Source organism: Terriglobia bacterium (assembly GCA_020072565.1).
Classification (GTDB): Bacteria; Acidobacteriota; UBA6911; order UBA6911; family UBA6911; genus JAFNAG01.
On record JAIQGI010000049.1, the window covers coordinates 24591 to 46168 of the forward strand.

The following is a 21578-nucleotide window of genomic DNA, read 5'->3' on the forward strand; positions in this document are numbered from 1 at the left end:
GACCCATAATAGCGCAACCAGCGCATTTCCGCCGTCACGTAGTCGATGCCGGGGAGAATCGGGAAGATGACCCGTCAACAAGCGGCCGTCGTGGACCAGCCGGTGGTCATCTATGGCGAGCGCGGGGCTGCTGCTGAGGCAGAACTCAAGCCGCCATCTCCAATCCTGATTCGCCCAGTAGTCACCCCGATCCGCGAATGGGCGAGCAAGTGGTCTTACGTGTTCAATATCTGGTCGTGACATAGGATCCAATGCGACTCGAGCAGGGGTAGCCGCTCTTGGTTTTGTGCGCCCTCAATGTCGAATCATACTGCGAATGCTCGAACCTCTTGCCGCAGGAGACGCACTGAAAAACGTATCGGAGCTGTCCAGAGCGGCGTACAGAATACATATTTGGTCTTGAGGTTCGGGTTGGCCTCACAGAAGGAGATGACGTTCGCACCGCTCGAGAAATCTCCGGCACGTGTAGAGGGGCGGCGAGGCTGAGTTCCACTTCGTATCGCGGCCTGAATGGCTGGCTGGTCGCGCGCGCTCCTAGGATTCGATCCACGCGATATGATCGATCCTGACCGTTGTCGCTACGAACGGCATAAAGAAGAATGTCCCCTGCCTTGGTGCGCCGCAGCGAATACGGTTCAATGAGCCTGGAGCCAACCCTGCCCTGCTCGTCGCGGTATTCAAGATCCACACAAAGACGGTTGGCGGCAGCAAAACGGACAATCTCGACAGGCGCTGCAATGCCCTCGGCACGCCACGAATGTGCCATTGTCGGCACACGCCATGCGGTGTCAATGTCGGTGCCGAGCGTTCCTATAGTTGGACGGCGCGGCGCGATCTCTTTGCGTTCGAGCCATGCGAAGACCGACGGCAGCTCATTCCAGAACGAGTCGAATGGCGGCAATCCTGCCAGCTGGTGTGCAAGCATTTGTTCCCAATCAGCACGCAACTCAGGGTGTTGAGGGCTTGAGAGCAAACTCGCGACCGTAGGGATCGCTATACCCTTGAATTCGCATTTGGCCGCAAGCGTAGTGCGGATTGACGCCCGGTTGATGTCCACGGCACGACGATAAAGGTGCACTACGTCGTACAGGTCGCGCGGCCGCTGGCGTTCCGCGAGCGCGCGCAGTTTTTCGGCAAACACCTCTTCAAAACAATACGCAAGCACTTCGATTCCACCCTCAGGTTCGTCGGTATAGGGGTGGTGGACGTGTCTGCGCTCGCCTTTGAGAACGACCCGCTCGTCATCTGTCAAGTCGAACCGGATCCGGGGCAAACTGGCCTGGCGCTGCATGGGTCCCCTGTAACCCAGTCGGCCCTGTGCCGACTTCTTGGCCCGAGGGTTTATGTACACTTCGAACACGCGCTCATTCTCCGGTAGTTCGATGCCCGATTGGTCATACACCCACTGCGTGATTTCCGAAAACAGCTGGCGCAGAACTGCGTCGTCCACATGGGAGCTGTCGAGCAGAGTGAAGTCGAGGTCTTCCGAAAACCGATAGGTCTCGAAGTAGCACTTCTTCAGACATGTGCCGCCCTTAAACAGCCAAGTATCCCGAGTTCTCGGATGGGATGAAATTCCAGCCAACATCCACCCGAGAACGTAATCCTTCTCTACCACGTTTGGGTCGATCCCCACCTCCCGGGCAAATCCTAGAATTTCTTCCTTGCCGATCACCGCACTGCCTCCTTCGAAAATCCTGCAGGCACCCACAGCCGCCAACTGCTTACGAGCCGGTTTGCGGGAAGCTTAGGATCCAGCTTGGCGTTTCCCGCCGACAGGCGCGCCCGGCAAGCGTCGATGATCTCCTGTTCTCCTTCGAAAAACACGGAGGACAAATAGCCGAGTCGCTTGAACACCGCCTTGTTGCCGAGCTGGTCGGCATAACGAATTAGCATCTGCGTATCGCGATGCTGAGAGCCGTAATAAGATTTGAGCACATCTATAACAGATCGGATACCCCCACCAAGAGCCGGCGTGTCGAGCATGTCCAGAATAGTTCGCGTTGGATCTGAAGTGTTAACTCGGACGGGCCCTCTCCAGACAGGTTTGAGGCCAAACATCGCGCGCTTTCTCACACTGCGCACGACGAATGAAGTTCCCTGAGCATCAATCCGGCGTGCTCGCGGCCGACGTGAGGTAATGACCAAGGTTGAACGGAAAACTTGTTCGGTGAAGCCCCAGTATTCCGCGGCACTCCAACCTCCGATGTAGCATGGAGCGAAAATCTTGTCTGCCACCACCCACGCATCTTCCACTGCGATGTCCGGTGTGGATGATTCTAGCGGAACGGGGAGAAATAGACCTCGACGTACTCGCGTCAGCCAGCCGCGTGTTGCCCATCCAGCAAGCAACCGCGTTGCTTCCTTCCGGCTGACGCCCAGCGCTCTTGCGGCGTCATTGGCGGCAATAACGCCTCTGATTTGGCGAAGGACCCTCGCCAGCCGATCGCGCGATGCACCCCTGAGGCCACCAAACTGGTCCATACTATATCCTGTGCAACGATACGATCTCCGTAAAAGAACTACGTTGCACATAATATACCATGAGAGGCTGAAATGTGACGGTTTTTTTCTCAATTTGTGATTCCCACCCTCCATAGCTCCGTCACGCAGCATTCTCTGAAGTGCTTTCTAAACAACAACTTATAATGACGTTTTGAAGCGGAGAAACCTGGTGCCACTTTGGGCCGTGGGGTTGTGCTTGCCAAGGTGGTCGGGAAACGGCGTCCAACCGCCTACGTGAACATTCCGTTATGTAATTAGGAAACAATATTTTGCGGTTTGGTAGCGACGGGTGGAATCGAACCACCGACCTTGGGGTTATGAAGGACAAAACGGCCGCAACCACAGCCTACAGCATCACATCCCAACCATAAGAATCAGGCATTTTCGCGCATTCGAGTCGGCTGGTCTTGGGTCTCTTCCGCTGCGGAACTGACACAAAACTAGCACAGCCTCGAATTAGCACAGTGGACTGACACAGCCGTTTGACACAGTCGGTTTGGCCGTGCCTTGTTCGGGCAGAACAACTTATACGGCCAGACCGATAACCTTCATCATGGAGATGTGAACCCATGGCATACGTCATCACGCTTGCCAACGCCAAAGGTGGCTGCGGCAAGACCACCGTCGCCCTCAATCTCGCCATCTGCTTTGCCCGGGCGGGACACCGTACACTCGCGATCGACCTCGACCAGCAGGGAAATCTCAGCGCCGGCCTCGGCGTCGATCTCAACAAGCTCAGTCTAACGGCCCATCGCCTGATCATCAATGAGGTCTCCGAGATCCGCCGCTACCTCGTCGAGATCCGGCCTCAGCTGCATCTCGTGCCTAACTCCATCGATATCGAAGCCGACGATCTTCTGGAGGCGAAGAAAGTCAATCGGGAACTGCTTCTTCGCCGGCAGTTAAAACCAGTCCTGTCGGACTTCGATGTCGTATTGATCGACACGCCGCCGGCGATGCGGGCAGCCACAGTGAATGCCCTGGTCGTCGCGGACACAGTCCTGCTACCGATAGATAGTTCGTCGTTCGCCCTGCTGGGGATGAATCAGCTCCTTAAGACAATCGCTGCCATCAGCGAAACTCACAACCCGTCTCTAAAGATTCTCGTTCTGACCACTTTGTTCAATCGCCGACAAAATCTCGATCGCATGATCCGTCAGGAAGTCGAAGAATTTTTTGGAGCGAGCCTTGTACTCGAGTCGGTCATTCACAGCTACGTCGGCGTCGCCGAGGCCACCGCCATGAAGAAAGGCGTGGTCGAGAGTTCCACGACGAGCGGGGCCACGTTCGACTTCATGAAACTGTTCAACGAATTGAAAAGGGAAATGAAACATGAACAAAAGGGACAGGGAGCAGTTGAGAGCATCAATCGCTAAGGATCTGATCGAGGGCCAGGGCGAGCCTTCTCCGACGAGGGAACTGCTCATGCAGTATGCTCCCCTCGAAGGGATTGTCAGGGGCCCGGCCTGGGATGAAACGCCTCATCCCCGGCGCGCGCAGCCTGTGGAAAAGACCTTGGCACCACGTGCCACCGTGGCACGGAACGACAACTCAGCATGGCACGGTGCCACGGTGGCACGAGGTGCCAACAACAAAGATGATGATGATAAAAAGAAAAGACAATCATCATCAAAGGGCGGAAAACTCGCTCGCTGCATTGACCCTGTGGAAAACCACAGTGGCGCGGCTGCGCCGCGCGAGAGACAGGAGAATGCCGACAGGCATTTTGCGCTTGTTCGCGACGCCTACGAGAACGCCACCGGAAACACATGGAGCGACTCCGATTCCGGTGCCTATGAGGAAAACGGCCTGGAGAAAGTGTCAGCGGAGAAAATCGTTTCAGCGATTGCTGCCGTAGCCCGGCGAACTCCAACAAAGATCAACTCGTTTCGCTATTTCGTGAGGGAGATTATGGCGCTCCCCGACCCGCGCAGCCGTGCCTGGCAGAAGACGCAGCTCGAAAAGGTCGTCCGCAGAGTTCGGGATAGCGCTGTCGGGCGTGCCGACTACTCGCCTGGCGATTTCGTGGAAGACGTCAAGCGCGCCTGCGCCCGCGAAGACGTCCCATTCGACAACGATCTATTCTCTGAACTCGCGGGGTGCGGCAGTTGTCACTCCCGATCAACATCGATATAATCGCATCTGGGTATTGAAGACCAACCCGTCTCAGAAAGGACTACTGACCGCATGGGAGACTCCGGAGAAGGACTTGTCGACGCAAATTCGCGGCTTCAAGAACGAATGGAAGAGATCCAGGAAAGCCGCCGTATGATGAAAAAGGGAGGATCGAGTCTCGATCCCGAGAGGATTCGTGCACTGGAGTCGCTGCGCCTAGCCAAGGTCGATCTCGAACGGCAACTCTCGACGACTGTGCATGAAGCACGGCGCCTGCATTTACTGAACGCACTCTCCGAGATCGACCGCCGTATCAGTGATTTCCAGACGGCTGTCGCGTCTAATTGCGAATCAAGATAAGAAAAAGAGATGGCCGATTGCCCCTGCGGAAGTGACAAACCATTCCCTGAGTGTTGTGAACCTTTTCTCAACGGCATAGCTAACGCCCCAACGGCAGAAGCTTTAATGCGCGCGCGGTATTCTGCTTACGTCACGGTAAATATCGACTTCATCGAGCGAACCTTTCATTCCAGCACCGGGGCTCAATTCGATCACGAGAGCGCGCGCAAATGGGCCGAAGGATCCCAGTGGCATGGTCTGGAGATACTCAAGATTATCGGCGGAAAAGAACAGGATGCCGAGGGAACCGTCGAGTTTATCGCGACATATTCCCAAAAAGATGAGGAGGTCAAGCACCAAGAGGTCTCTACATTCCGCAAAGAAGCTGGAGCCTGGACCTTCGTCGATGGCCGCATGTCGCATCGGCCATTTCGCCGAGATCAACCGAAAATCAGCCGGAACGAGCTCTGCTACTGCGGCAGTGGGAAGAAATATAAAAAGTGCTGCGGGCTGAAATAGGGCAATCGGTAGTTGAAAGAGAGAGGCCCCATCTGTGATCGTCGAGGTCCAGCAGCGTGGCCAGGAACGCGCGGGTTACGGCGAGGAGCTCATGAACCGGCTCGCCGAGCGTCTCACCGCCAGGTTCGGTAAAGGCTTCGGGCCGCGCACCCTGCGCCGCGTGCGCCTCTTCTATCTCACCTTTCCCAAGGGTTCCGCGCTGCTTTCCGATCAGAGCGCTGTCGACAAATGGACAGCGCTGTTGTCCAAATCCGCGACCATCGAGAGCGCCCTCTTCCCGCCTCATCTCGGCTGAACCCACTATCTCGTCCTGATGCGCATCGAGAACCCAGCAGCCCGTGGCTTCTACGAAATCGAGGCTGCTCGCGAGAACTGGGCCAGCCGTGAGCTCGAGCGCCAAGTGGCTTCGCTCCTCTTCGAACGCCTTGCCAGAAGCCGCGACAAGGACAAGGTCTTGGCTCTCGCGAAAAAGGGCCACGAGGTGGTCGTCCCGGGCGAGGTCAATGAACTTCCAGATCAGCCAATCGACCACTTTTTCATCTGTGTGCGCAGACACGGGCGGCAGCGCCCGGCGGAAGGCGCCAATGGCCGGGTCCAGAAGCCCTGCTACGAGAATGCGGGCATACTCTCTTTTGAGAAAATCGAGCCATTGTGCGCATTGCGCCAGGCGTTTCTCCAGATTGTTTGAACCGGAAGCTGCCGGGAGGAAGTAAAAGCTGCTGATCATAGCGTCGTAGATGGGCAGGTGGGGATCGACCATGTGCGCCAGCTTCGTCGCGAAGGAGAACTCCAGCGTCTGACGCCCTCCACGGGTCGGATAAGCATACAGTTCGCGGGCAATGGCTACGGGATCCACCCCAGAGCCATTCTTGCAGTGCTCTAGCCGATCGAAGAAAGCAGTGCCATACGGGTCCCCGCAACGCATTCTCCAAAACGCTCGGAACCTCCGTTGATAATCGTCCAAGTCCGAAACATCCCTGTCATGAAGCGCGGAAAGGAGCCAATTGTAGCTCTCCAGGTCTCCTGAATTCTTGAACGCCTGAATGATGTCCTCGATTCGGGTGTTTATCATTCGATACATCAATCCTCCCGGCGAAGGCTTTATGCTTGAGAAAACGCATGGATAGAATCCTGCAAAAGCCGGGAAATTTGCAATGATAATGCGTTAAAATTAAACGAGTGCACATATACGTATTGGGCTCATCCACCCATACGAGATCCGCAAACTGACCATCCCGGAAATCAAGGCGCTGGCCTCGTATCCGGAACGGTTCCAGTTTCTGGGCAGTTATCGCGACAGATGGGCGCGTGCAGGCAGCAGCGTGCCACCACTGCTCATGAGGGCGATTGCAGAGCGGATCCGCTACGAGCTCCTCTCAAGTAGAAACATGAGGGGGCGACTCATGGAACAACCCGTCGGGCCTTTCATCTTAAATCCACAGTCCTTCTAAAACAAGAAGCGCAACTCCGCCTGATAGGTTCTTGGTTGCACGAAGTGCGTGCCGCTGAAGGTCGATAAAAAGTTGTACAGGGCCTCCTTATTGGTCAGGTTCACAACACTGAACCGCAGCGCGGTTCGAACTCTCTCAGTGGATCGGAAGAGATTGTCGGTCCCGACCGCGAGATCGAAGAGGTGCCTGGAAGCGACGCGAGCCGAGTTCGTGTCGGGATTGAACGTCCCTGGCGCCGGGATGACAAGCCGTGTGGAGCCGAAATTCAGGCTACTGCATGACGAAATGGCGTTCCCGAGGGAAGCTGATTGACTGCCGCAGAAAAATCCAATGGCCGCCTGCTGGGCCGCCGTGAGACTAAGCGCATCGGCAAGGCTGGTTACGGCGCCCGCCACTTCGCCGGAGTCAAAACGCCAGGTGAATGAAAACCACGCGCCATTTTTCGGACGCTGATAGCGCACGTTCGTGGTCTGCTGGAATGCCTGGTCGTGATCGATGCGGAATACCTCGGCGTCGATCGGTGAATTGAATATCACCCCGCCGACTTCGGGGCCGAAGAAGCGCGCCCGCGTGTGACCGATAGTCGTGTAAGCCTGCAAGCCGTGGACATTGGTGGTCCCAAACCGCAACGATACTCCATCAATCTTCGACTTGCGCCAGGAAATGGGGAAGGTGATGGGGGTGCTGAACAGCGTGTCGAAGTCGTAGGCGTTGTTTGTGTACTTCCAGAGGTAGTCGCCGTCAAAGATAAAGTAACGGCCAAACGATTGTTGCAGACCGGCGTTGAACTGATTGCGCCGGCCCGGTTGGAGAGGTTGGTCGCCGAAGGCGCCGAAGACGTTGGTTGCGAGTCCGCCCGCGCCCGTGGCGCTCGAGAGGATCAGGTTTTCGTTGTACTGCGTTTCCATCGTTCTTGAATACGAGAGCCGGAGCACCGTAGATGTCGGCTTTACCAGATAAGAGATGCCAAAACGCGGCTGAATGCCCGTGGCCTTGCTGATGCCGTCATAGCGATCGATCCTCAGGCCGGGCGAAATCGTAAAGCCTCCAACCGAGATCGCGTCCTGGGCGTAAAATGCGAACTGATTGATGTTTGCCTGCCCGGCGAAATCGAAAAGCGTGCCGCCTCGCGTCAAGTCGTAGGGAATAAGTCCGGGCTGGAAATCGCGATTAGGCAGAAATCCCGAGCCGGCGCATTGGGTTGGGTCCGTGACGCCGGGCAAAGCCTGAGGATTTCCTGAGCTGTCCACGCAGACCGCATTAAAACCCGGATCCGTAATGCCCAGGTTAAACTGTTCGCGCAAGCGCGTCTGCATGATCTGGGTGCCGACTTTCAAATTGTGATGGCCTTTGACGTAGGAGATGTCGCCTTTGAACCCGTAATTGGTTAGGCGTCTCGTCTGCGCGATCGTCGCCGGCGTATCCAGGAACGGATCGCTGCTCGGGTAGTAGCTGATCTGATCCTGGCGGAAAAAGGCGTTCACATTCAGCAGCATGGCCGGATTGAAGATGTGCTGATAGTTGGGAGAGACGTTGAATGTGATCGTCTTCTGGCGCTGGTCCTGGCCGGGCTGGTCATACGAGTCCGGCACCTGAAACCAGTTGCGCGCGCCCATCAGGTCAAGGTGAAAGATGTCCTTGTTGTTGGGCTTAAAATCGAAATGATCGAAAAACGTCTCGTTGTTTCCGATGTCGTGGATGGGCTGAAACTCTGGTGTATCCAGGAACCTGCCCGAGCGACTGGTATTGGCCACGATGAAGTTGCCGTACTTGGCATTTCCCCAACCAATCGATGCCTCCTCCGACGGCGTGCCGAACGAGCCATATTGCAGGCCGATGCTTCCGAATGGTTTGTTTCTCCCGAGGCCGGACTGGGTCACGGCATTGACGACAAGACTGGTCTTGTCGCCGTATTCAGCGGCAGCGGCGCCGGTAATCAGTTCCATTGAAGCGATCGCATTCAGCGGCAGCTGGGTCGAAAACAGCTTGCTCTGCTGGTCGCTGATAGGCTGGCCGTCAATTGAAAAACTCGTCTGGGCATGATCCCCCAAGGGATGAAAGAAACCATTGGAATCAGCCACAACGCCGGGAGTCGTAAGCGTGATCGCATCGCTCAATCCGGCGCTCGGCGAAAGTGTTGGTAGTTTGAGGAATACCTCCTTGCTCAAATCACTGTGCGCCGTCGGAACATTTTCCAGGACATCCGCCGCGGCTTGGACGTTGACTGTGATGGTAACCCCGGCCACCTTCAGTGAAACCTTCAAAACGATGGGTACCGAGGTGCGGACATCGACATCCTGCTGGAAAGGCTCGAATCCTTGAAAACTCACTTCCACACGGTAGGGATTTTGGGGAAGGTTGGAAATCACAAAGGCCCCATGGTCGTCAGTCGTCGTCGATTGCTGATAGCCGGAGAGCGCATTCCGAACCGTCACGGTCGCTCCAGGGATGACGGCGCCGGTGGGATCCAGGACCGTTCCCTGGATATTACCTCCTTGACCGTAGACGGTGTTGGCGGCCGATATCCAAAATACAACGGGAACCGCGAAGCTTAATATTTTCATTAGTCGAAGCATGTCTCCTCCACAGAAAGCTGGGCTGCACAAGGGATGTCATGCAACATGCGTGACCCCCAGGGCAGCGATCCAAGGCCATAACTCAATTAGATTGCGGGTATAGAACCTTGAACGTCGCCGTGCTGTGATCAGGCGCTGGGAGGGCCGCGATTTTCGTCCCGAGGTGATTCGGTTTGAATCAGGGTAATAGGCTGGATGTTGATAGGCAGGATGACGTAGAGAGAAGCAACAATACAGTGTGTCGTGGGGATCAGGCTATGACGCAGGAGCCTGAAGCTTAGACAGATGCCGCAGAAAGGATCATCCTGTACGACTTCGAGGCGAGTAAGGTGAGGGCCGGGGGTTGTGTTGGCGATCCGGTATGGCCCAGGGCCGGCTTGCTCGTCATGAGTGTGCCCCAGGATCCCGTGGATTTCCGTCGTCAATAATCCCCAGGAAATGAGGAGCAGGAGAATGCCTGAACCCCACCTGGTTTTGCCGCCAAACCCGAGCACCATACTCTTTCAAAGTTACGCCTGATTGGCTGTTATGCAAGAGCGACCCCGTGGAATCGAATCCGCTGACAGTCGGAACCGCTAAAGGCTGGAAAGATCGCGCAGCTCAACGTGCCATCGACAAGCGGGCTCCCTTTCATAGACAGCTCAACGGCGTCGATGACGCTATATTAATGTAGACTTATGCCGATGAAATTGCAGCGAAGGCCACAGGAACGCGCTTTGCCTTCGTTACCCACAAAACGAAGGACCTCAGCCATCCGAACGCCAGTGACAAACTCCCACACCCGGACATAGGGACTTGCTTTTCTCGCGTGAAATTACTCTACTTCACCACGTTGGGCGAGGCGCTTCGTCGCCTCAATCCAACCGAATTTTCAAACCTGATGATTGAACGGCAATGGGTTGAGGGTCCGCGGCGGCACTCAGAAATCCTAGAGGCGTTGGATCCACTGTTCCACCAGGTCTGGTACAACCGGCACATTACCTACGGAATCTACATCGAACAAGAGCTCATCAACTCCGGCGCGAGCCAAGATGACAACGACATGGCGAAGGAAGGGAACATCGGCCAGGTCATCGGCAATCCGATGCATGGATTTTCGAACTCCGAGTAGAGCACTATTGGGCTGAAAAACGGCAGGGTCTTCGGAAATAAGACGAGCATATGCGCTGCCTTGGAGCTAAAATGCACCATGGGTGCGGCGACCCGCAATGGGTCGGCGCAGGACTTCACCGGGTGGTCGGGCCGCCATCCAGATCTCGCGATGCGCGTCTGTGGACGTCGAGTCGCGTGCAAGCCCCGAACAGTACGCGGGTATCTGGAGGTGGGAATGACCAGTCTGCAGCGCCAAGAAGAACAAAAATCTCAAACTGAGCTTACAGGGTGCATGCCTTTATTCCTCCGGCTTACCTGGATGGCATTGGGCAACGCCGCTTTGTTTCTCTGTGCGGCACTTGTTGCCAAGGGAACAGCGCCGGTGGTGATGGACATCATCTTCTTCGCGGTGACCATCGTACTCATTGTGGTTCGTTACATTGACATCACCAGATTCAAGGGCCAAACGTCCGAGGGCAAGCCCGCGACCCTCGCTCATTGGCGGCGATATGCGCTTTTGACGGCGGTTATTTCGACCGGCATTTGGGTGCTCGCGCGAATCGCCTACTTCCATAAATGGTTATAGGGACCGGGACCCATCGACAACGATTCCCTTGGAGGTCCTCTCGGTGAAGATTCTGCTGCTTTGCGCAATGGTACTCTTGCCGCAATTCGCCATGGCGAGCGATGCCGGCAGTCATCTCGATCCCGTAGGCGGCATTGCCCTGGCCCTGGTCATTATCCTCGTTGTGGCCAAACTTGGCGGCGACCTCGCGGTTCGACTTGGACAGCCTGCTGTGCTTGGCGAGCTGATCGGCGGAATTTTGGTGGGCACTCTCCCGCTTCTGGGCGTCTCCGATCTTGAATGGCTGAAGACCGATCCGAATCTTGACATGCTGGCCAGGATCGGCGTGCTGATTCTGCTCTTCGAGGTCGGCCTCGAATCCACCGTAGGTCAGATGTTGAAGGTGGGATACTCATCCCTTTTGGTAGCGACACTGGGTGTGGCCGCGCCCTTCGCTCTCGGGTGGGGGGTGGGCGCATGGATGCTGCCGGAGCAAGGTCCCTATGTGCATGCATTCCTGGGCGCCACACTCACTGCAACGAGTGTCGGCATCACGGCGCGAGTACTGAAGGACCTGGGCAGTTCCAAGAGCAACGAAGCGCGCGTGGTGCTCGGCGCCGCGGTCATCGACGACGTGCTTGGTCTCGTAATCCTTGCGGTTGTCACCGGAATCATCACTGCCGCGAATAGTGGGGAGTCATTAGCGGCAGGAGAGATCGCCTTCATCCTTGCAAAGGCAATAGGTTTCCTGGTCGGAGCGCTTGTCCTGGGAGTTCTCTTCTCAAAACGGTTTTTTTCTCTTGCGTCCAAACTTCGTGCCCGTGGTGTCTTGCTCGCCACCGGACTCGTATTCTGCTTTTTGCTCTCCTGGCTTGCAGGTGTCATCGGACTGGCTCCGATCGTCGGCGCATTCGCCGCCGGGCTTATCCTGGAGGACGTCCACTATCGCGATTTCGTGGAGCGGGGCGAACATGGTCTGGAAGACCTGATCCACCCGATTTCCTCGTTTCTGGTCCCGATCTTCTTCGTCGTGATGGGCATGCGGGCGAATCTAGGATCCTTTCTTCAGCCTGGAATCATTGGCCTGGCCGTTGCTCTCACCGTCGTTGCCATCCTCGGGAAGCAGGCGTGTTCGTTGGGCGTCCTCGGCAAGGGTGTCGATCGCCTCACCGTCGGCATTGGGATGATTCCCCGAGGTGAGGTCGGGCTCATCTTTGCAAACATCGGTGCAACACTGACCATTGGCGGCCATCGAGTCATCAGTGAATCGACGTTCTCTGCGGTGGTCGTCATGGTAATTATGACAACCATGGCGACGCCTCCTGCTCTCAAATGGAGCCTGGGGCGATTGAGGCCCGCCCGAGGATAAGGGAATCAGGGATTGACAATGGCAACTCTGTTAAACAGCTGCTCTGATCGCCTGTGGTCGGGGCTACGAATGTTATCTCTTGCCATCCATCGTGGAGTTGATGTTTCGAATTCTACCTTCGATCAGAACGCGGCGGACGTTTTGGATCATCCGGTATAGTGCGCGCCCTGCGATCACTGCGGGGATTCATAAAATGGTGCCGGGATTACCGCCGGTCAGGCGGTACAATGCGTTCACAGCACAGGTTTAAAATGCGGCCGCACCCGGGCCCCGATGTCGCAGTCGGCGAATTTGGGCAGGCCCACACCGGTGGAGCACCAATGAAATACATCGTCCGGCTTGACGAAATCACGATGGCCGATTTTGACCTCGTCGGAAGCAAGGCAGGGAGGCTCGGAGAGCTGGCGCGCGCGGGCTTTCCGGTGCCACCCGGCTTTTGCGTGACCGTGGCCGCATTCCAGTCGTGTTACCGTCCGCAGCCGAGCAACGGCCGACTGGAAATTGGAGAGATTCCATCCGACATTGCCCGCGAGATTATCAATGCCTACACTTCGCTCGGTCACCCCACCGTAGCCGTACGCTCCTCGGCAACCGCGGAGGACACGCGCGAGTTTAGTTTCGCGGGTCAGTACGAGAGCTTCCTGCAGATTGTCGGCACCGACAGACTGCTCCGCGCCATTTGCGATTGTTGGGCGTCGCTATGGTCCCCTCGTGCCGTCGCCTACCGGGAGCGCGTGGCGCCGAGCGGGGCGCCGCCGGCGATGGGCGTCATCGTGCAGGCGATGGTGCCGGCGCGCACCTCCGGCGTCATGTTCACCGCCAACCCCGTCACCAGCGACCGCGAAGAGATCGTCATCACGGCCAATCCGGGCCTGGCGACGCTCGTGGTGTCGGGGCGGGTGATGCCGGACACGTACCGGCTCGACAAAGACAAAGTGAAAGTGCGCGTTCGCTTCATCGCCGAGAAGGTCGAAATGGAAGTCGCGGAGGACGATGCAACTCGCGTCGTCCCGGTGCCCGAGAAGCGGCGTCGCGCCTCGACGTTGACGCCGCGTCAGTCGTCTGAACTCGCCCGCCTGGGCCTACGAATCGAAGGGCATTTCGGCGCGCCCCAGGACATCGAATTCGCCCACGACGGCCGGCGGTTCTTCATCGTCCAATCGCGGCCGATCACCGGGCTGGTGTCGTGGGGGGACCAGAAGAAAGGGACCATGCTGATACGCAGCAGCATGCTCGAGTTGATGCCCCGGCCCGTTTCTCCGCTGTTCGAAACCACCTACCTGCCGCTCGGCGCTGAGGTCCTGAGGCAAATTACGAGGGAGTTCGGGATAGCCCTCCCACCAGATGCGGGTCAGGTGGTCACCATCAACGGTTACGTCTTCGCCCGCGCCGACCGGAGCAGATTTCACATACTCTCGGCGGTGCGCCTGCCGTCCCCGCGTGGGTGTCTGCGCTATCTCAGCGACCTGTGGAGGCACGGCTGGCGCCGCACCGAGCTCGCGCAGTACCAGCGGATTGTCGCGAAGTGGAAAGATCTCGCCGCGCAAAGCCTCGACCCGGCAACGCTGTGGCTGGCAATCATCGAAATTTGTCGCGCGAATGCGGACTACTTTCGCGCCGTGATGTGCAACCGCATGAGCGGTCAGATCGAGGCGTTCTTCACCCGGATGTATCCGTTCGTGGTTCCGGAACGGCACCTCTTGCCGCTTGCGTTATTACTGCGCGGCCATGACAGTGAAGTGACGAGAGCCGAAAAGGAGCTGCACGCGCTCTCCGAAGCGGCCCGCGAGGATGCCGGGCTCCGAACGGTACTCGTCGAAACGCCGGCCGGCGAGGTCGAGGCCAGATTGGGACAGAGCGTGGCCGGACGCGCGTGGCTTTCGCGCTTTCACGAGTACCTGGATCGGAACGGTTTCCAGATTTCGAACCTCGACTTCATGGAACCGACGCTCGGCGAGTGTCCCGCCCTGGTGCTCGCACGGATCAAACTGTTCCTTGCCGACGAGTCGCCGCTTCCGCGGGTCGAGCAGGCGCGGCGCGACCGGCTCGCCGCCGAAGCCCGCTTGAAGGCCTCGGTCGGTCCCGTGCGACGCGCGGTGGTGTCGTCGATGCTAGCGCTTCTCGACTACGGCCTGGTGTTCCGCGAGGATGTGCTGTTCTTCTTCGGGCGCGGTTGGCCAACCGTCCGGCGGTTCATTCTCGAACTCGGCGCCCGGATGGTGCGCGCCGGTTTCCTCGAAGATCCGGCGGACGTGTTCTTCGTCACCGCGACGGAGCTCCAAGAGGCGTTCGGCGCGCAACCCGACGTCGATACGGAGCAGATGAAGCGGAACGTGCACGAGAGACGCGAACGCTGGAAGCGGAACCAGGTGCTGAAGCCGCCGGTCCTGCTCCCGGGTCTGTTCAAGGTCTTCGGCCTTCGCCTGAGCCGCTGGATGCCTGAGTACGGCGCGGCGGGCGCCGGCAACGGAATCCGCGGCATCCCGGTGAGCCCGGGACGTGTGACCGCTCCAGCTTCGGTCATCCACTCGATCAAGGAATTCGATCGGATGAAGGCCGGCAATGTGCTGGTCGCGCCGATGACATCCCCAGCCTGGACGCCTCTGCTCGCCATGGCCGTGGCCGTCGTCACCGACATCGGCGGCGTGCTCTCTCACGCGTCGATCGTGGCACGAGAGTACGGGATTCCCGCGGTCATCGGAACAGGCGTCGCCAGCCATCGAATCGCGGACGGTCAGGTCGTCACCGTCGACGGCGACGCGGGGCGAGTCTCTATCAACGACCTGGGCGACAAGCCGTACTAGGGCTTTCCTGTGCGCCTCTGAATGTTACTTCTCGCCACCCATCGCGGAGGCAATGTTTCGAATTCTACCTTCGATCAGCATGCGGCGGACGCGAATGGGATCGTCCAGCGGAGTGCGCTCCAGGCGAATCACATCGAGGGTTTGTGATATGGCGCCGGGATTGCCGCCGGTCAGACGGAGCAGTTCGTTCCCGATCGAATTCCTGAGCGTTCCGTGGTAGCCCATAAGCTGGAGTTCTTCATCGATCCACGGAAGAGCGCTCTCCTTGGGCAGGTCGCGTATTTCCATCAAGTCGAACTTCCAATAATAAAGATCGTAACTATCCCGCGATGCGGTAACCCCGAAGGCAAGAGTGCAATGCTCTTCGAGCATTTCCAAAAGGTGTTGCATCCTAGAGCGGATCCTCCTCGGGTGATCCAGAATGAGGCAGATGGGTCGTTCACAGCTGATCCGGATGAGTGCGTTTCGCAGGTCTCTGAGAAGGTAGCCTCCGCGCTCCACGGCGGGATCCGCCTTCGCTGACACAGATGCTCTAAGATCCACTGCCAACGCTTCAAGCGCATTCTGGAGCAAAACTCTCCGAGTGCTGCAGTCGCCCACATAAGGAGCAAGCCTTGAAGCATCATGGTTGGACGAAAGGCGCCGGGCGGCCTCGCGGAGCAGGATGCTCTTGCCAACCCCTGCTGCGCCGAAGACGAGGGTGTGCACTCCCTGTTCTAAGTTTGTTACAAGCCTTTTGATTTCCCTCTCTCTGCCGTAAAGCATGGTTACTCTACCCGATCGCAGGTAAGATCAACTTCGCGTCGTCTCGATTTCCGTTTGTGGACCGCCTGGGACTTCTGCTTGGACCGCCTGCCCGCGCAGAAACTCGATATCTACCATAAGAGAGCTATCGCCTGCGGTTGAACCATTGGATGCCCGCACCGGTTGACGGTATCTCAGAGGATCCGTCTGCAGGCGAAAGCTCTCGCGGAGAGCGTTGATCGTCGCCACAAACCAGTGCCGAAGCCGCGGGCGGAGCTCGTCCAATAGTTGCTGTAAACTGCGTCCGGCCATTTCCTCGAGGTCTCTGCGAAAATGCCTCTCGCGGAGCGCCTGGCTCATTCGCATCAGGGGGCCGGGATCCGATATCGAGACGCCGTCCAACAGCGACACGACAGGCGATGGGAGCGCGGAGGGTCGCGGAAGCTCGTAGGCTTCAACAGCCCGTGCGGACGGATCTTCCTTTCTTAACTCATCCAATTCCTGGCGAATGCGGCCGGCGAGGGACTCGTATTCTTGCAAGAAGGGGTGGTAGCGCGATGCGGCGACTTCTATGACGGCATCCGCAAGCGCGGTTACCTTTTGGCCGGGTTGATCCAGGGCATCCCCGGAAGCTCGGGCCAATCTTGAAGAGGCCTTTCCGAGCGCTTCTTCCGCCCAATCGTCCATCGTTTCCAGATTATCCTGCCAGCGTCGGGCGAATTCATCCAGACTCTCATCGAGGGGCCGCAGAGCCCGTTCCGCCTCCTGCGACTGGTTCTCCCCTCCGCTGCCGCGGCTCGCCCGCATCTCCAGAGTCACAAGAATGGACTCGCGCAATGATTGCGCCTTCCGGTTCAGTGAGATTGTCAGAGACTCGCGAGCACGCTGAAGCGAGGGTGCAATGGTCTGTTCGAACCACGCATGGATTTTCGGAACCCACGAATCCACAGAACTGATCGGGATCACCTCAAGTGAGGCGCCTAGGTGCTCGGCAACAGCAGCGCGGGTATACGAAACGACCTTCTCAATGTCATCCGGGGGGAGCAGGTCGCATTTGCTGATCAGCACGATCGATGGAATGCCGGCGGCATGAAGCGATCGAAGAAGATCCAGGTCATCGCGTCCCAGAGACGAATGACCGTCCACCAACACTACTCCGAGATCGGAGTCCGGAAGATAGGCGTAGGAGAGTTTAGTCCCGCTCGTGGCGAGCGAGGCGATACCCGGCGTATCCACAAACGCTACGCCTTCCTGAAGCCGCTTTGCCGGAACGGCCACCTCGATGCCGACGACCCGTTTCGAGTTCGCCGGATTCCCCTGCTCGGTGGCAAACTCAGGAAGGCGCTCGACGGGAAGGTCCTTGATTCCTTCGGGAAACGATACCTTCAATTGCGGCCTATCGCCGGCGATGATGTGAATAGGAACCGCAGTGATAGGGGTGGACCCCACAGGCAGCAACTGGATTTCCAGAAGCCGGTTGATCAGAGACGACTTCCCGCAGCTTACCCTTCCGAAGACCGCTATCTCGTAGCGATGGGATTCGAGCTTTCGAATGATTGAATCCAAGGCCGAGAGATATTCGACCAAGCCGTGTCGCGCAATGATCTGAGACAAGCGTTCGAGCTGGCGACCGAGTGCCGGTTCAGCCTGAATTCGGGCGAGGCGTTTCTCCTGGGCTCCGCTAGCCTCCGCCAGGAAGGCCAATAGCTGGCTGACCAGCCTGCGAACCTCCTGAAGCGTCCAGGTAAGATCTCCCCCTGCCGCCGGATCCATTTCACCGTAACCGCGCATTTGTCCCGGGTACAGATCTTCCAGAGCGATATCGAGGGACATGAGTTTGGTGCGCAACGCCCAGCTCGAAAGGGTATTCGGAGGGGAAACGGTAATTTCAAACCGTTCCAAAAGCCGCGACATCTGCTCTCGAATCTTGCCGGCGTAGCTCTCAACCCAGTGAGACTCCGATGTGGATACATCCCTGACGAAGCGGGGACGGAGAGCGCCGCCAGTGGCTCCAAGGAGATTCAGGCTCTCGCTCAGCAATTCATCCGCATACTGTATGGTGGTGAGTATCTTTCGCCTGTGGTTTTCGTTCAGACCCGCCATCAATCCACCTCATTCAGAGCAGAAGCTGAAGTCGAATGCGCTGGAAGCACGGAGGGGCAGGTTGCCTGACATGTCACGACTGCCGTTATTTCCCGTTTCTGCACAATCTTGGGATCCGGCAATCACAAAAAAACTCCTACCGGATCCGTGCTCCAGTAGGAGTTATCAATCTCTTGGGAGATGGTTAACGGCGAACTCCATCGCCTGCCATTTATTCTAACTTTCGCCCGCTAACGAGTCAATGCGCATGGTGGTCTGAGTGCTCGAACTGCTCGCTCATGAAATTGCATCTCTTGGCTTTGGCTGCCGCCAAAAGACGGGTCGGAGCCCACAAATCCAACCAGCACAATGGCAACCAGCTTGCGCCCACAACTTGGCATTGGTATCATGAATCCGCTATTGGCGATGGAGTTCGCCGTAACCGGCCGGCCCGGCCTGATAACTCCTACCTCAAAGGAAGATCCAGGTAGGGGCCAGTAATCTGAATTCGAAGAGACCCGCCTGGGACCATTCAGGTGGGTTTTTTGATTTGGGCGCAATTTCCTGTTTCTCGGCTAAAAAAATCAGATGATTGGCAAAAGCACCACAGTCGCAATGCAGCAGTTACTATCGACCGCAATTGACCGCGTCCGGACGATCCGAACGAAGTACCGGATGGCGGCAATCGATCCACACCTGGAAGCGTGCGGTGCCCTGTTGGAGGAAAGGGGCCTGATCGACGTCGGCATCTTCGGCCGCTTCAAAGCCGGCAAGAGCTCGCTTCTGAACCTTCTCGCGAAGAGGAACGTCCTGCCGGTGGGCGTGACCCCGGTAACCACCGTCATTACGCGGCTCCGTTACGGCCAGAAGGAACAGGCAACAGTCAAATATTCGGATGGCCGGACGGAAAGTACTCCCATCTCGGCGGTTGCGTCATATGTTTCTGAAGCCGAAAATCGCCAGAACACAAAAGGGGTTGCCGCGGTTACCGTGGAATTGCCCGCGTTGGAGCCCTATCAGGGCCTCCAGTTTGTAGACACCCCGGGCCTGGACAGCGTGTCCCAGCATAATACGGACGCAGCTCTCGGATGGCTGCCCAAGGTGGGGCTGGCACTGGTTACGATGAAACTGGTTCATCATTCCCATGAGCGTGTTCCGCTCCTGGGCGGACAGGCATTTTCTGAAGCGCATTCCTGACGAGGTCGAGGAAAACCTGGCGCGCGTGGCTTCGCAGTGGACAGAGAGAATCAATGCCGCAATCCAGACCATTCAGAGAGAGGCCGAAAAGAGCATCCGCGAGCAGGTTTCGACGGTGGAATCACTGCTCTCCAGTACGCAATCCGAAGTCGAAGGCATCAGATCCGCAATCGTAGAAATCGAGTCACTGAGTTCGTATCAGCCCTTATCAGAATATTTCACTACTACAGAGGAGAAAGCATGAATCCCAAAATTGTTTCGGTTCGAGCATTGGAAATCCTGGACTCTCGTGGCAATCCCACCTTGAAGGTTTTTGTGGCCCTGGATAACGGAACGGTGACCAGCGCTTCCGTCCCTTCGGGGGCGTCCACGGGAGAAAACGAAGCCTGCGAACTGCGCGATGGCGATCAGAACCGGTATGGCGGCAAGGGCGTGTTGAGAGCCGTCGCCAATGTCATCGAGACGATTGCGCCCGCATTTGTAGGAATGGACCCTGTCCGGCAGGCCGCGATTGACCGTAAGATGATCGAGCTCGACGGTACTCGCAATAAGAGCCGGCTCGGCGCCAATGCCATCCTTGGTGTTTCCATGGCGGTTGCCAGAGCGGCGGCTGCAACCTGCGGTCTGCCGCTTTACTCCTACCTGGGAGGTCCGGGTGCTGTGCGCATACCCGTTCCGATGATGAACATCATCAACGGCGGCAAGCATGCCGACAACAGCGTAGACTTTCAGGAATTCATGGTAATGCCCATCGGCGCGCCGAGCTTTGCCGAGGCGCTGCGCTACTGCGCCGAGGTCTTCCAGTCCTTAAAGAAGATCCTCAAGGGGCGTGGCGATGTCACCGCGGTCGGCGATGAGGGAGGATTTGCCCCCAACCTGAAAAGCAACGAAGAGGCTTGCGAGGTCATTGTTAAAGCCATAATCAGTGCCGGCTATAAGCCCGGCAAGGATATTGCCATCGCGCTGGATCCCGCGGCCAGTTCGTTTTTCGAAGACGGCGCCTACGACCTCTCGAAGTCGCGCCAGGGAAAAAAGACCAGCACGGAAATGACGGCTCTCTATCAATCCTGGATTGACAAGTACCCCATCATCTCGATCGAGGATGGCCTGGCGGAGAACGATTGGGATGGATTCCGCGAGCACACGGAAAAGTTGGGGTCGAGGATCCAAATTGTCGGCGACGACCTCTATGTCACCAATACCCGCTTCATTGCACGAGGAATCGCCGAGAAATCCACCAACGCGGTACTCATCAAACTGAACCAGATCGGCACCGTCACGGAAACTATTGAGGCGATCCAGCTGTGTCGCAAGGCAGGATGGGGATTTGTCATCTCCCATCGTTCCGGTGAAACCGAAGACACCTTTATGGCCGACTTCGCCGTCGCCATGAGTGGAGGCCAGATCAAGAGCGGCTCCGCCTGCCGCAGCGAGCGGATCGCCAAGTACAACCGGCTTGTGGAAATTGAGGCCGAGCTTGGGAAGTCAGCCGTTTTCGAAAATTCCCTCTCTGCGTTCAAGAGATAAAAATGCCTTTGGGCGACCAAGGAGTACGCAGGTTTTATGTTCGCGGCAGCAATTGAATGGACTGTGTAGAACCGCGGACCCTGCGCAACATTCGCATCAGATCCCATTTGTCGCTGGAGCCGGCCTTTCACTCTTGCGCGGCGCAGACGCTGATGAAGAGCAAACCGGGAAGGCATCATGAATGAAACACCGCAGGACAGGGGTTGGCTGAACCGCAATGTCATTGGCATGGGCATTACCAGTCTCCTCTCTGATGCGAGCCATGAAATGGCGACAGCAGTACTACCCGGATTTCTCGCTGTCATTGGTGCGCCTCCATCGGCGCTTGGCCTCATTGAGGGAGTTTCGGATGCAGTCGCCAGCTTTGTAAAACTTTGGGGCGGTTGGATCTCTGACCGGCTCGGCCATCGGAAGACTCTTGCTACTGTCGGGTATTTCCTGACCGGCCTGGCGATGGCGCTGTTTGCATTTGCCGCAACATGGCTCCTTGTGCTTGTCGGTCGTGTCGTTGGCTGGTTTGGTCGCGGGTTCCGTGGACCGATCCGCGATGCGATGCTTATGGTGTACCCCAAAAACTGGACAGGTGATTAAGGTGTAAAATCGCTGCCGCCTCGGAGGAGCGAGCGATGAAAAGAGAGCGGAAGCGGTATGATGGGACACTCAAGGCCAAGGTAGCGGTGGAAGCGATCAAAG

22 protein-coding genes are annotated in these 21578 nt (G+C 57.4%); 16 read left to right on the forward strand and 6 right to left on the reverse strand.

Annotated features, from left to right (window positions below):
• Nucleotides 1–66 precede the first annotated feature (66 nt).
• Complete coding sequence (locus LAP85_23400) at nucleotides 67–240, forward strand: hypothetical protein (GenBank protein MBZ5499355.1); 174 nt, start codon at nucleotides 67–69, stop codon at nucleotides 238–240.
• Here LAP85_23400 and LAP85_23405 read toward each other — a convergent pair.
• Together LAP85_23405 and LAP85_23410 are read right to left on the reverse strand one after the other, a co-directional pair.
• Nucleotides 224–1675, reverse strand: coding sequence for a nucleotidyl transferase AbiEii/AbiGii toxin family protein (locus LAP85_23405; GenBank protein MBZ5499356.1), 1452 nt, complete (start codon nucleotides 1673–1675; stop codon nucleotides 224–226). The two genes, LAP85_23400 and LAP85_23405, sit on opposite strands and share 17 nt — an antisense overlap.
• A complete protein-coding gene (locus LAP85_23410; GenBank protein ID MBZ5499357.1) occupies nucleotides 1672–2484 on the reverse strand; it encodes a hypothetical protein in 813 nt (270 codons plus the stop codon). Before LAP85_23410 ends, LAP85_23405 begins: the two co-directional genes overlap by 4 nt.
• 590 nt (nucleotides 2485–3074) lie before the next feature.
• Between LAP85_23410 and LAP85_23415 the strand changes: the two genes are divergently transcribed.
• The 7 genes from LAP85_23415 (at nucleotide 3075) to LAP85_23445 (ending at nucleotide 6929) form a co-directional block, all read left to right on the forward strand.
• Complete coding sequence (locus LAP85_23415) at nucleotides 3075–3881, forward strand: ParA family protein (protein MBZ5499358.1); 807 nt, start codon at nucleotides 3075–3077, stop codon at nucleotides 3879–3881.
• Entirely contained in the window at nucleotides 3862–4641 is a 780-nt protein-coding gene (locus LAP85_23420) for a hypothetical protein (protein MBZ5499359.1), read from the forward strand. Before LAP85_23415 ends, LAP85_23420 begins: the two co-directional genes overlap by 20 nt.
• A gap of 105 nt (nucleotides 4642–4746) precedes the next feature.
• Nucleotides 4747–4980: a hypothetical protein gene (locus tag LAP85_23425; protein MBZ5499360.1), complete on the forward strand. Its 234-nt coding sequence runs from the start codon at nucleotides 4747–4749 to the stop codon at nucleotides 4978–4980.
• Between the two features lie 9 nt (nucleotides 4981–4989).
• Nucleotides 4990–5478, forward strand: a complete 489-nt coding sequence (locus tag LAP85_23430) for a YchJ family protein (protein MBZ5499361.1) — start codon at nucleotides 4990–4992, stop codon at nucleotides 5476–5478.
• A gap of 34 nt (nucleotides 5479–5512) precedes the next feature.
• Nucleotides 5513–5773, forward strand: a complete 261-nt coding sequence (locus LAP85_23435; protein ID MBZ5499362.1) for a DUF1016 N-terminal domain-containing protein — start codon at nucleotides 5513–5515, stop codon at nucleotides 5771–5773.
• 18 nt (nucleotides 5774–5791) lie between these two features.
• The gene (locus LAP85_23440; GenBank protein ID MBZ5499363.1) at nucleotides 5792–6166 is read left to right on the forward strand and encodes a hypothetical protein; all 375 of its coding nucleotides are present in this window, start codon (nucleotides 5792–5794) and stop codon (nucleotides 6164–6166) included.
• A gap of 499 nt (nucleotides 6167–6665) precedes the next feature.
• Nucleotides 6666–6929: a DNA cytosine methyltransferase gene (locus LAP85_23445; protein MBZ5499364.1), complete on the forward strand. Its 264-nt coding sequence runs from the start codon at nucleotides 6666–6668 to the stop codon at nucleotides 6927–6929.
• Here LAP85_23445 and LAP85_23450 read toward each other — a convergent pair.
• Nucleotides 6926–9493, reverse strand: coding sequence for a TonB-dependent receptor (locus LAP85_23450; protein MBZ5499365.1), 2568 nt, complete (start codon nucleotides 9491–9493; stop codon nucleotides 6926–6928). The genes LAP85_23445 and LAP85_23450 overlap by 4 nt on opposite strands.
• 140 nt (nucleotides 9494–9633) lie before the next feature.
• Nucleotides 9634–10002, reverse strand: coding sequence for a hypothetical protein (locus tag LAP85_23455; GenBank protein ID MBZ5499366.1), 369 nt, complete (start codon nucleotides 10000–10002; stop codon nucleotides 9634–9636).
• Between the two features lie 311 nt (nucleotides 10003–10313).
• Here LAP85_23455 and LAP85_23460 point away from each other — a divergent pair, with 311 nt between their 5' ends.
• The 4 genes from LAP85_23460 (at nucleotide 10314) to LAP85_23475 (ending at nucleotide 15335) form a co-directional block, all read left to right on the forward strand.
• Entirely contained in the window at nucleotides 10314–10616 is a 303-nt protein-coding gene (locus LAP85_23460; protein ID MBZ5499367.1) for a hypothetical protein, read from the forward strand.
• A 216-nt stretch (nucleotides 10617–10832) separates the two neighbouring features.
• Complete coding sequence (locus LAP85_23465; GenBank protein MBZ5499368.1) at nucleotides 10833–11183, forward strand: hypothetical protein; 351 nt, start codon at nucleotides 10833–10835, stop codon at nucleotides 11181–11183.
• A 91-nt stretch (nucleotides 11184–11274) separates the two neighbouring features.
• The gene (locus tag LAP85_23470; GenBank protein ID MBZ5499369.1) at nucleotides 11275–12531 is read left to right on the forward strand and encodes a cation:proton antiporter; all 1257 of its coding nucleotides are present in this window, start codon (nucleotides 11275–11277) and stop codon (nucleotides 12529–12531) included.
• 320 nt (nucleotides 12532–12851) lie between these two features.
• Complete coding sequence (locus tag LAP85_23475) at nucleotides 12852–15335, forward strand: hypothetical protein (GenBank protein ID MBZ5499370.1); 2484 nt, start codon at nucleotides 12852–12854, stop codon at nucleotides 15333–15335.
• A 24-nt stretch (nucleotides 15336–15359) separates the two neighbouring features.
• On the opposite strand, the gene LAP85_23480 is transcribed toward LAP85_23475, so the two are convergent.
• Together LAP85_23480 and LAP85_23485 are read right to left on the reverse strand one after the other, a co-directional pair.
• Nucleotides 15360–16100, reverse strand: coding sequence for an ATP-binding protein (locus LAP85_23480; GenBank protein MBZ5499371.1), 741 nt, complete (start codon nucleotides 16098–16100; stop codon nucleotides 15360–15362).
• Between the two features lie 27 nt (nucleotides 16101–16127).
• Nucleotides 16128–18182 (reverse strand): dynamin family protein, encoded by a 2055-nt coding sequence (locus tag LAP85_23485; protein MBZ5499372.1) that lies wholly within the window; start codon nucleotides 18180–18182, stop codon nucleotides 16128–16130.
• A 567-nt stretch (nucleotides 18183–18749) separates the two neighbouring features.
• Here LAP85_23485 and LAP85_23490 point away from each other — a divergent pair.
• From LAP85_23490 to LAP85_23505, 4 genes are all read left to right on the forward strand, one after another.
• Entirely contained in the window at nucleotides 18750–19358 is a 609-nt protein-coding gene (locus tag LAP85_23490; GenBank protein ID MBZ5499373.1) for a dynamin family protein, read from the forward strand.
• On the forward strand, nucleotides 19306–19602 hold the full coding sequence (locus LAP85_23495) for a hypothetical protein (protein MBZ5499374.1): 297 nt from the start codon (nucleotides 19306–19308) through the stop codon (nucleotides 19600–19602). Before LAP85_23490 ends, LAP85_23495 begins: the two co-directional genes overlap by 53 nt.
• Complete coding sequence (eno, locus tag LAP85_23500) at nucleotides 19599–20885, forward strand: phosphopyruvate hydratase (GenBank protein ID MBZ5499375.1); 1287 nt, start codon at nucleotides 19599–19601, stop codon at nucleotides 20883–20885. Before LAP85_23495 ends, eno begins: the two co-directional genes overlap by 4 nt.
• A gap of 177 nt (nucleotides 20886–21062) precedes the next feature.
• Nucleotides 21063–21476 carry an MFS transporter gene (locus LAP85_23505; protein MBZ5499376.1) on the forward strand — a complete coding sequence of 138 codons (414 nt, stop codon included), beginning with the start codon at nucleotides 21063–21065 and terminating at the stop codon, nucleotides 21474–21476.
• The last annotated feature ends 102 nt before the right edge of the window (nucleotides 21477–21578 follow it).

What these genes read in the sequence shown, in the direction of transcription:
- LAP85_23505 (MBZ5499376.1), top strand. Translation starts at nt 21,063, where the DNA reads ATGAATGAAACACCGCAGGACAGGGGTTGGCTGAACCGCAATGTCATT.
- LAP85_23480 (MBZ5499371.1), bottom strand. Translation starts at nt 16,100, where the DNA reads ATGCTTTACGGCAGAGAGAGGGAAATCAAAAGGCTTGTAACAAACTTA.
- LAP85_23465 (MBZ5499368.1), top strand. Translation starts at nt 10,833, where the DNA reads ATGACCAGTCTGCAGCGCCAAGAAGAACAAAAATCTCAAACTGAGCTT.
- LAP85_23495 (MBZ5499374.1), top strand. Translation starts at nt 19,306, where the DNA reads ATGAGCGTGTTCCGCTCCTGGGCGGACAGGCATTTTCTGAAGCGCATT.
- LAP85_23430 (MBZ5499361.1), top strand. Translation starts at nt 4,990, where the DNA reads ATGGCCGATTGCCCCTGCGGAAGTGACAAACCATTCCCTGAGTGTTGT.
- LAP85_23410 (MBZ5499357.1), bottom strand. Translation starts at nt 2,484, where the DNA reads ATGGACCAGTTTGGTGGCCTCAGGGGTGCATCGCGCGATCGGCTGGCG.
- LAP85_23475 (MBZ5499370.1), top strand. Translation starts at nt 12,852, where the DNA reads ATGAAATACATCGTCCGGCTTGACGAAATCACGATGGCCGATTTTGAC.
- LAP85_23425 (MBZ5499360.1), top strand. Translation starts at nt 4,747, where the DNA reads ATGGAAGAGATCCAGGAAAGCCGCCGTATGATGAAAAAGGGAGGATCG.
- LAP85_23485 (MBZ5499372.1), bottom strand. Translation starts at nt 18,182, where the DNA reads ATGGCGGGTCTGAACGAAAACCACAGGCGAAAGATACTCACCACCATA.
- LAP85_23470 (MBZ5499369.1), top strand. Translation starts at nt 11,275, where the DNA reads ATGGCGAGCGATGCCGGCAGTCATCTCGATCCCGTAGGCGGCATTGCC.
- LAP85_23415 (MBZ5499358.1), top strand. Translation starts at nt 3,075, where the DNA reads ATGGCATACGTCATCACGCTTGCCAACGCCAAAGGTGGCTGCGGCAAG.
- eno (MBZ5499375.1), top strand. Translation starts at nt 19,599, where the DNA reads ATGAATCCCAAAATTGTTTCGGTTCGAGCATTGGAAATCCTGGACTCT.
- LAP85_23440 (MBZ5499363.1), top strand. Translation starts at nt 5,792, where the DNA reads ATGCGCATCGAGAACCCAGCAGCCCGTGGCTTCTACGAAATCGAGGCT.
- LAP85_23450 (MBZ5499365.1), bottom strand. Translation starts at nt 9,493, where the DNA reads ATGAAAATATTAAGCTTCGCGGTTCCCGTTGTATTTTGGATATCGGCC.
- LAP85_23455 (MBZ5499366.1), bottom strand. Translation starts at nt 10,002, where the DNA reads ATGGTGCTCGGGTTTGGCGGCAAAACCAGGTGGGGTTCAGGCATTCTC.
- LAP85_23490 (MBZ5499373.1), top strand. Translation starts at nt 18,750, where the DNA reads ATGATTGGCAAAAGCACCACAGTCGCAATGCAGCAGTTACTATCGACC.
- LAP85_23400 (MBZ5499355.1), top strand. Translation starts at nt 67, where the DNA reads ATGACCCGTCAACAAGCGGCCGTCGTGGACCAGCCGGTGGTCATCTAT.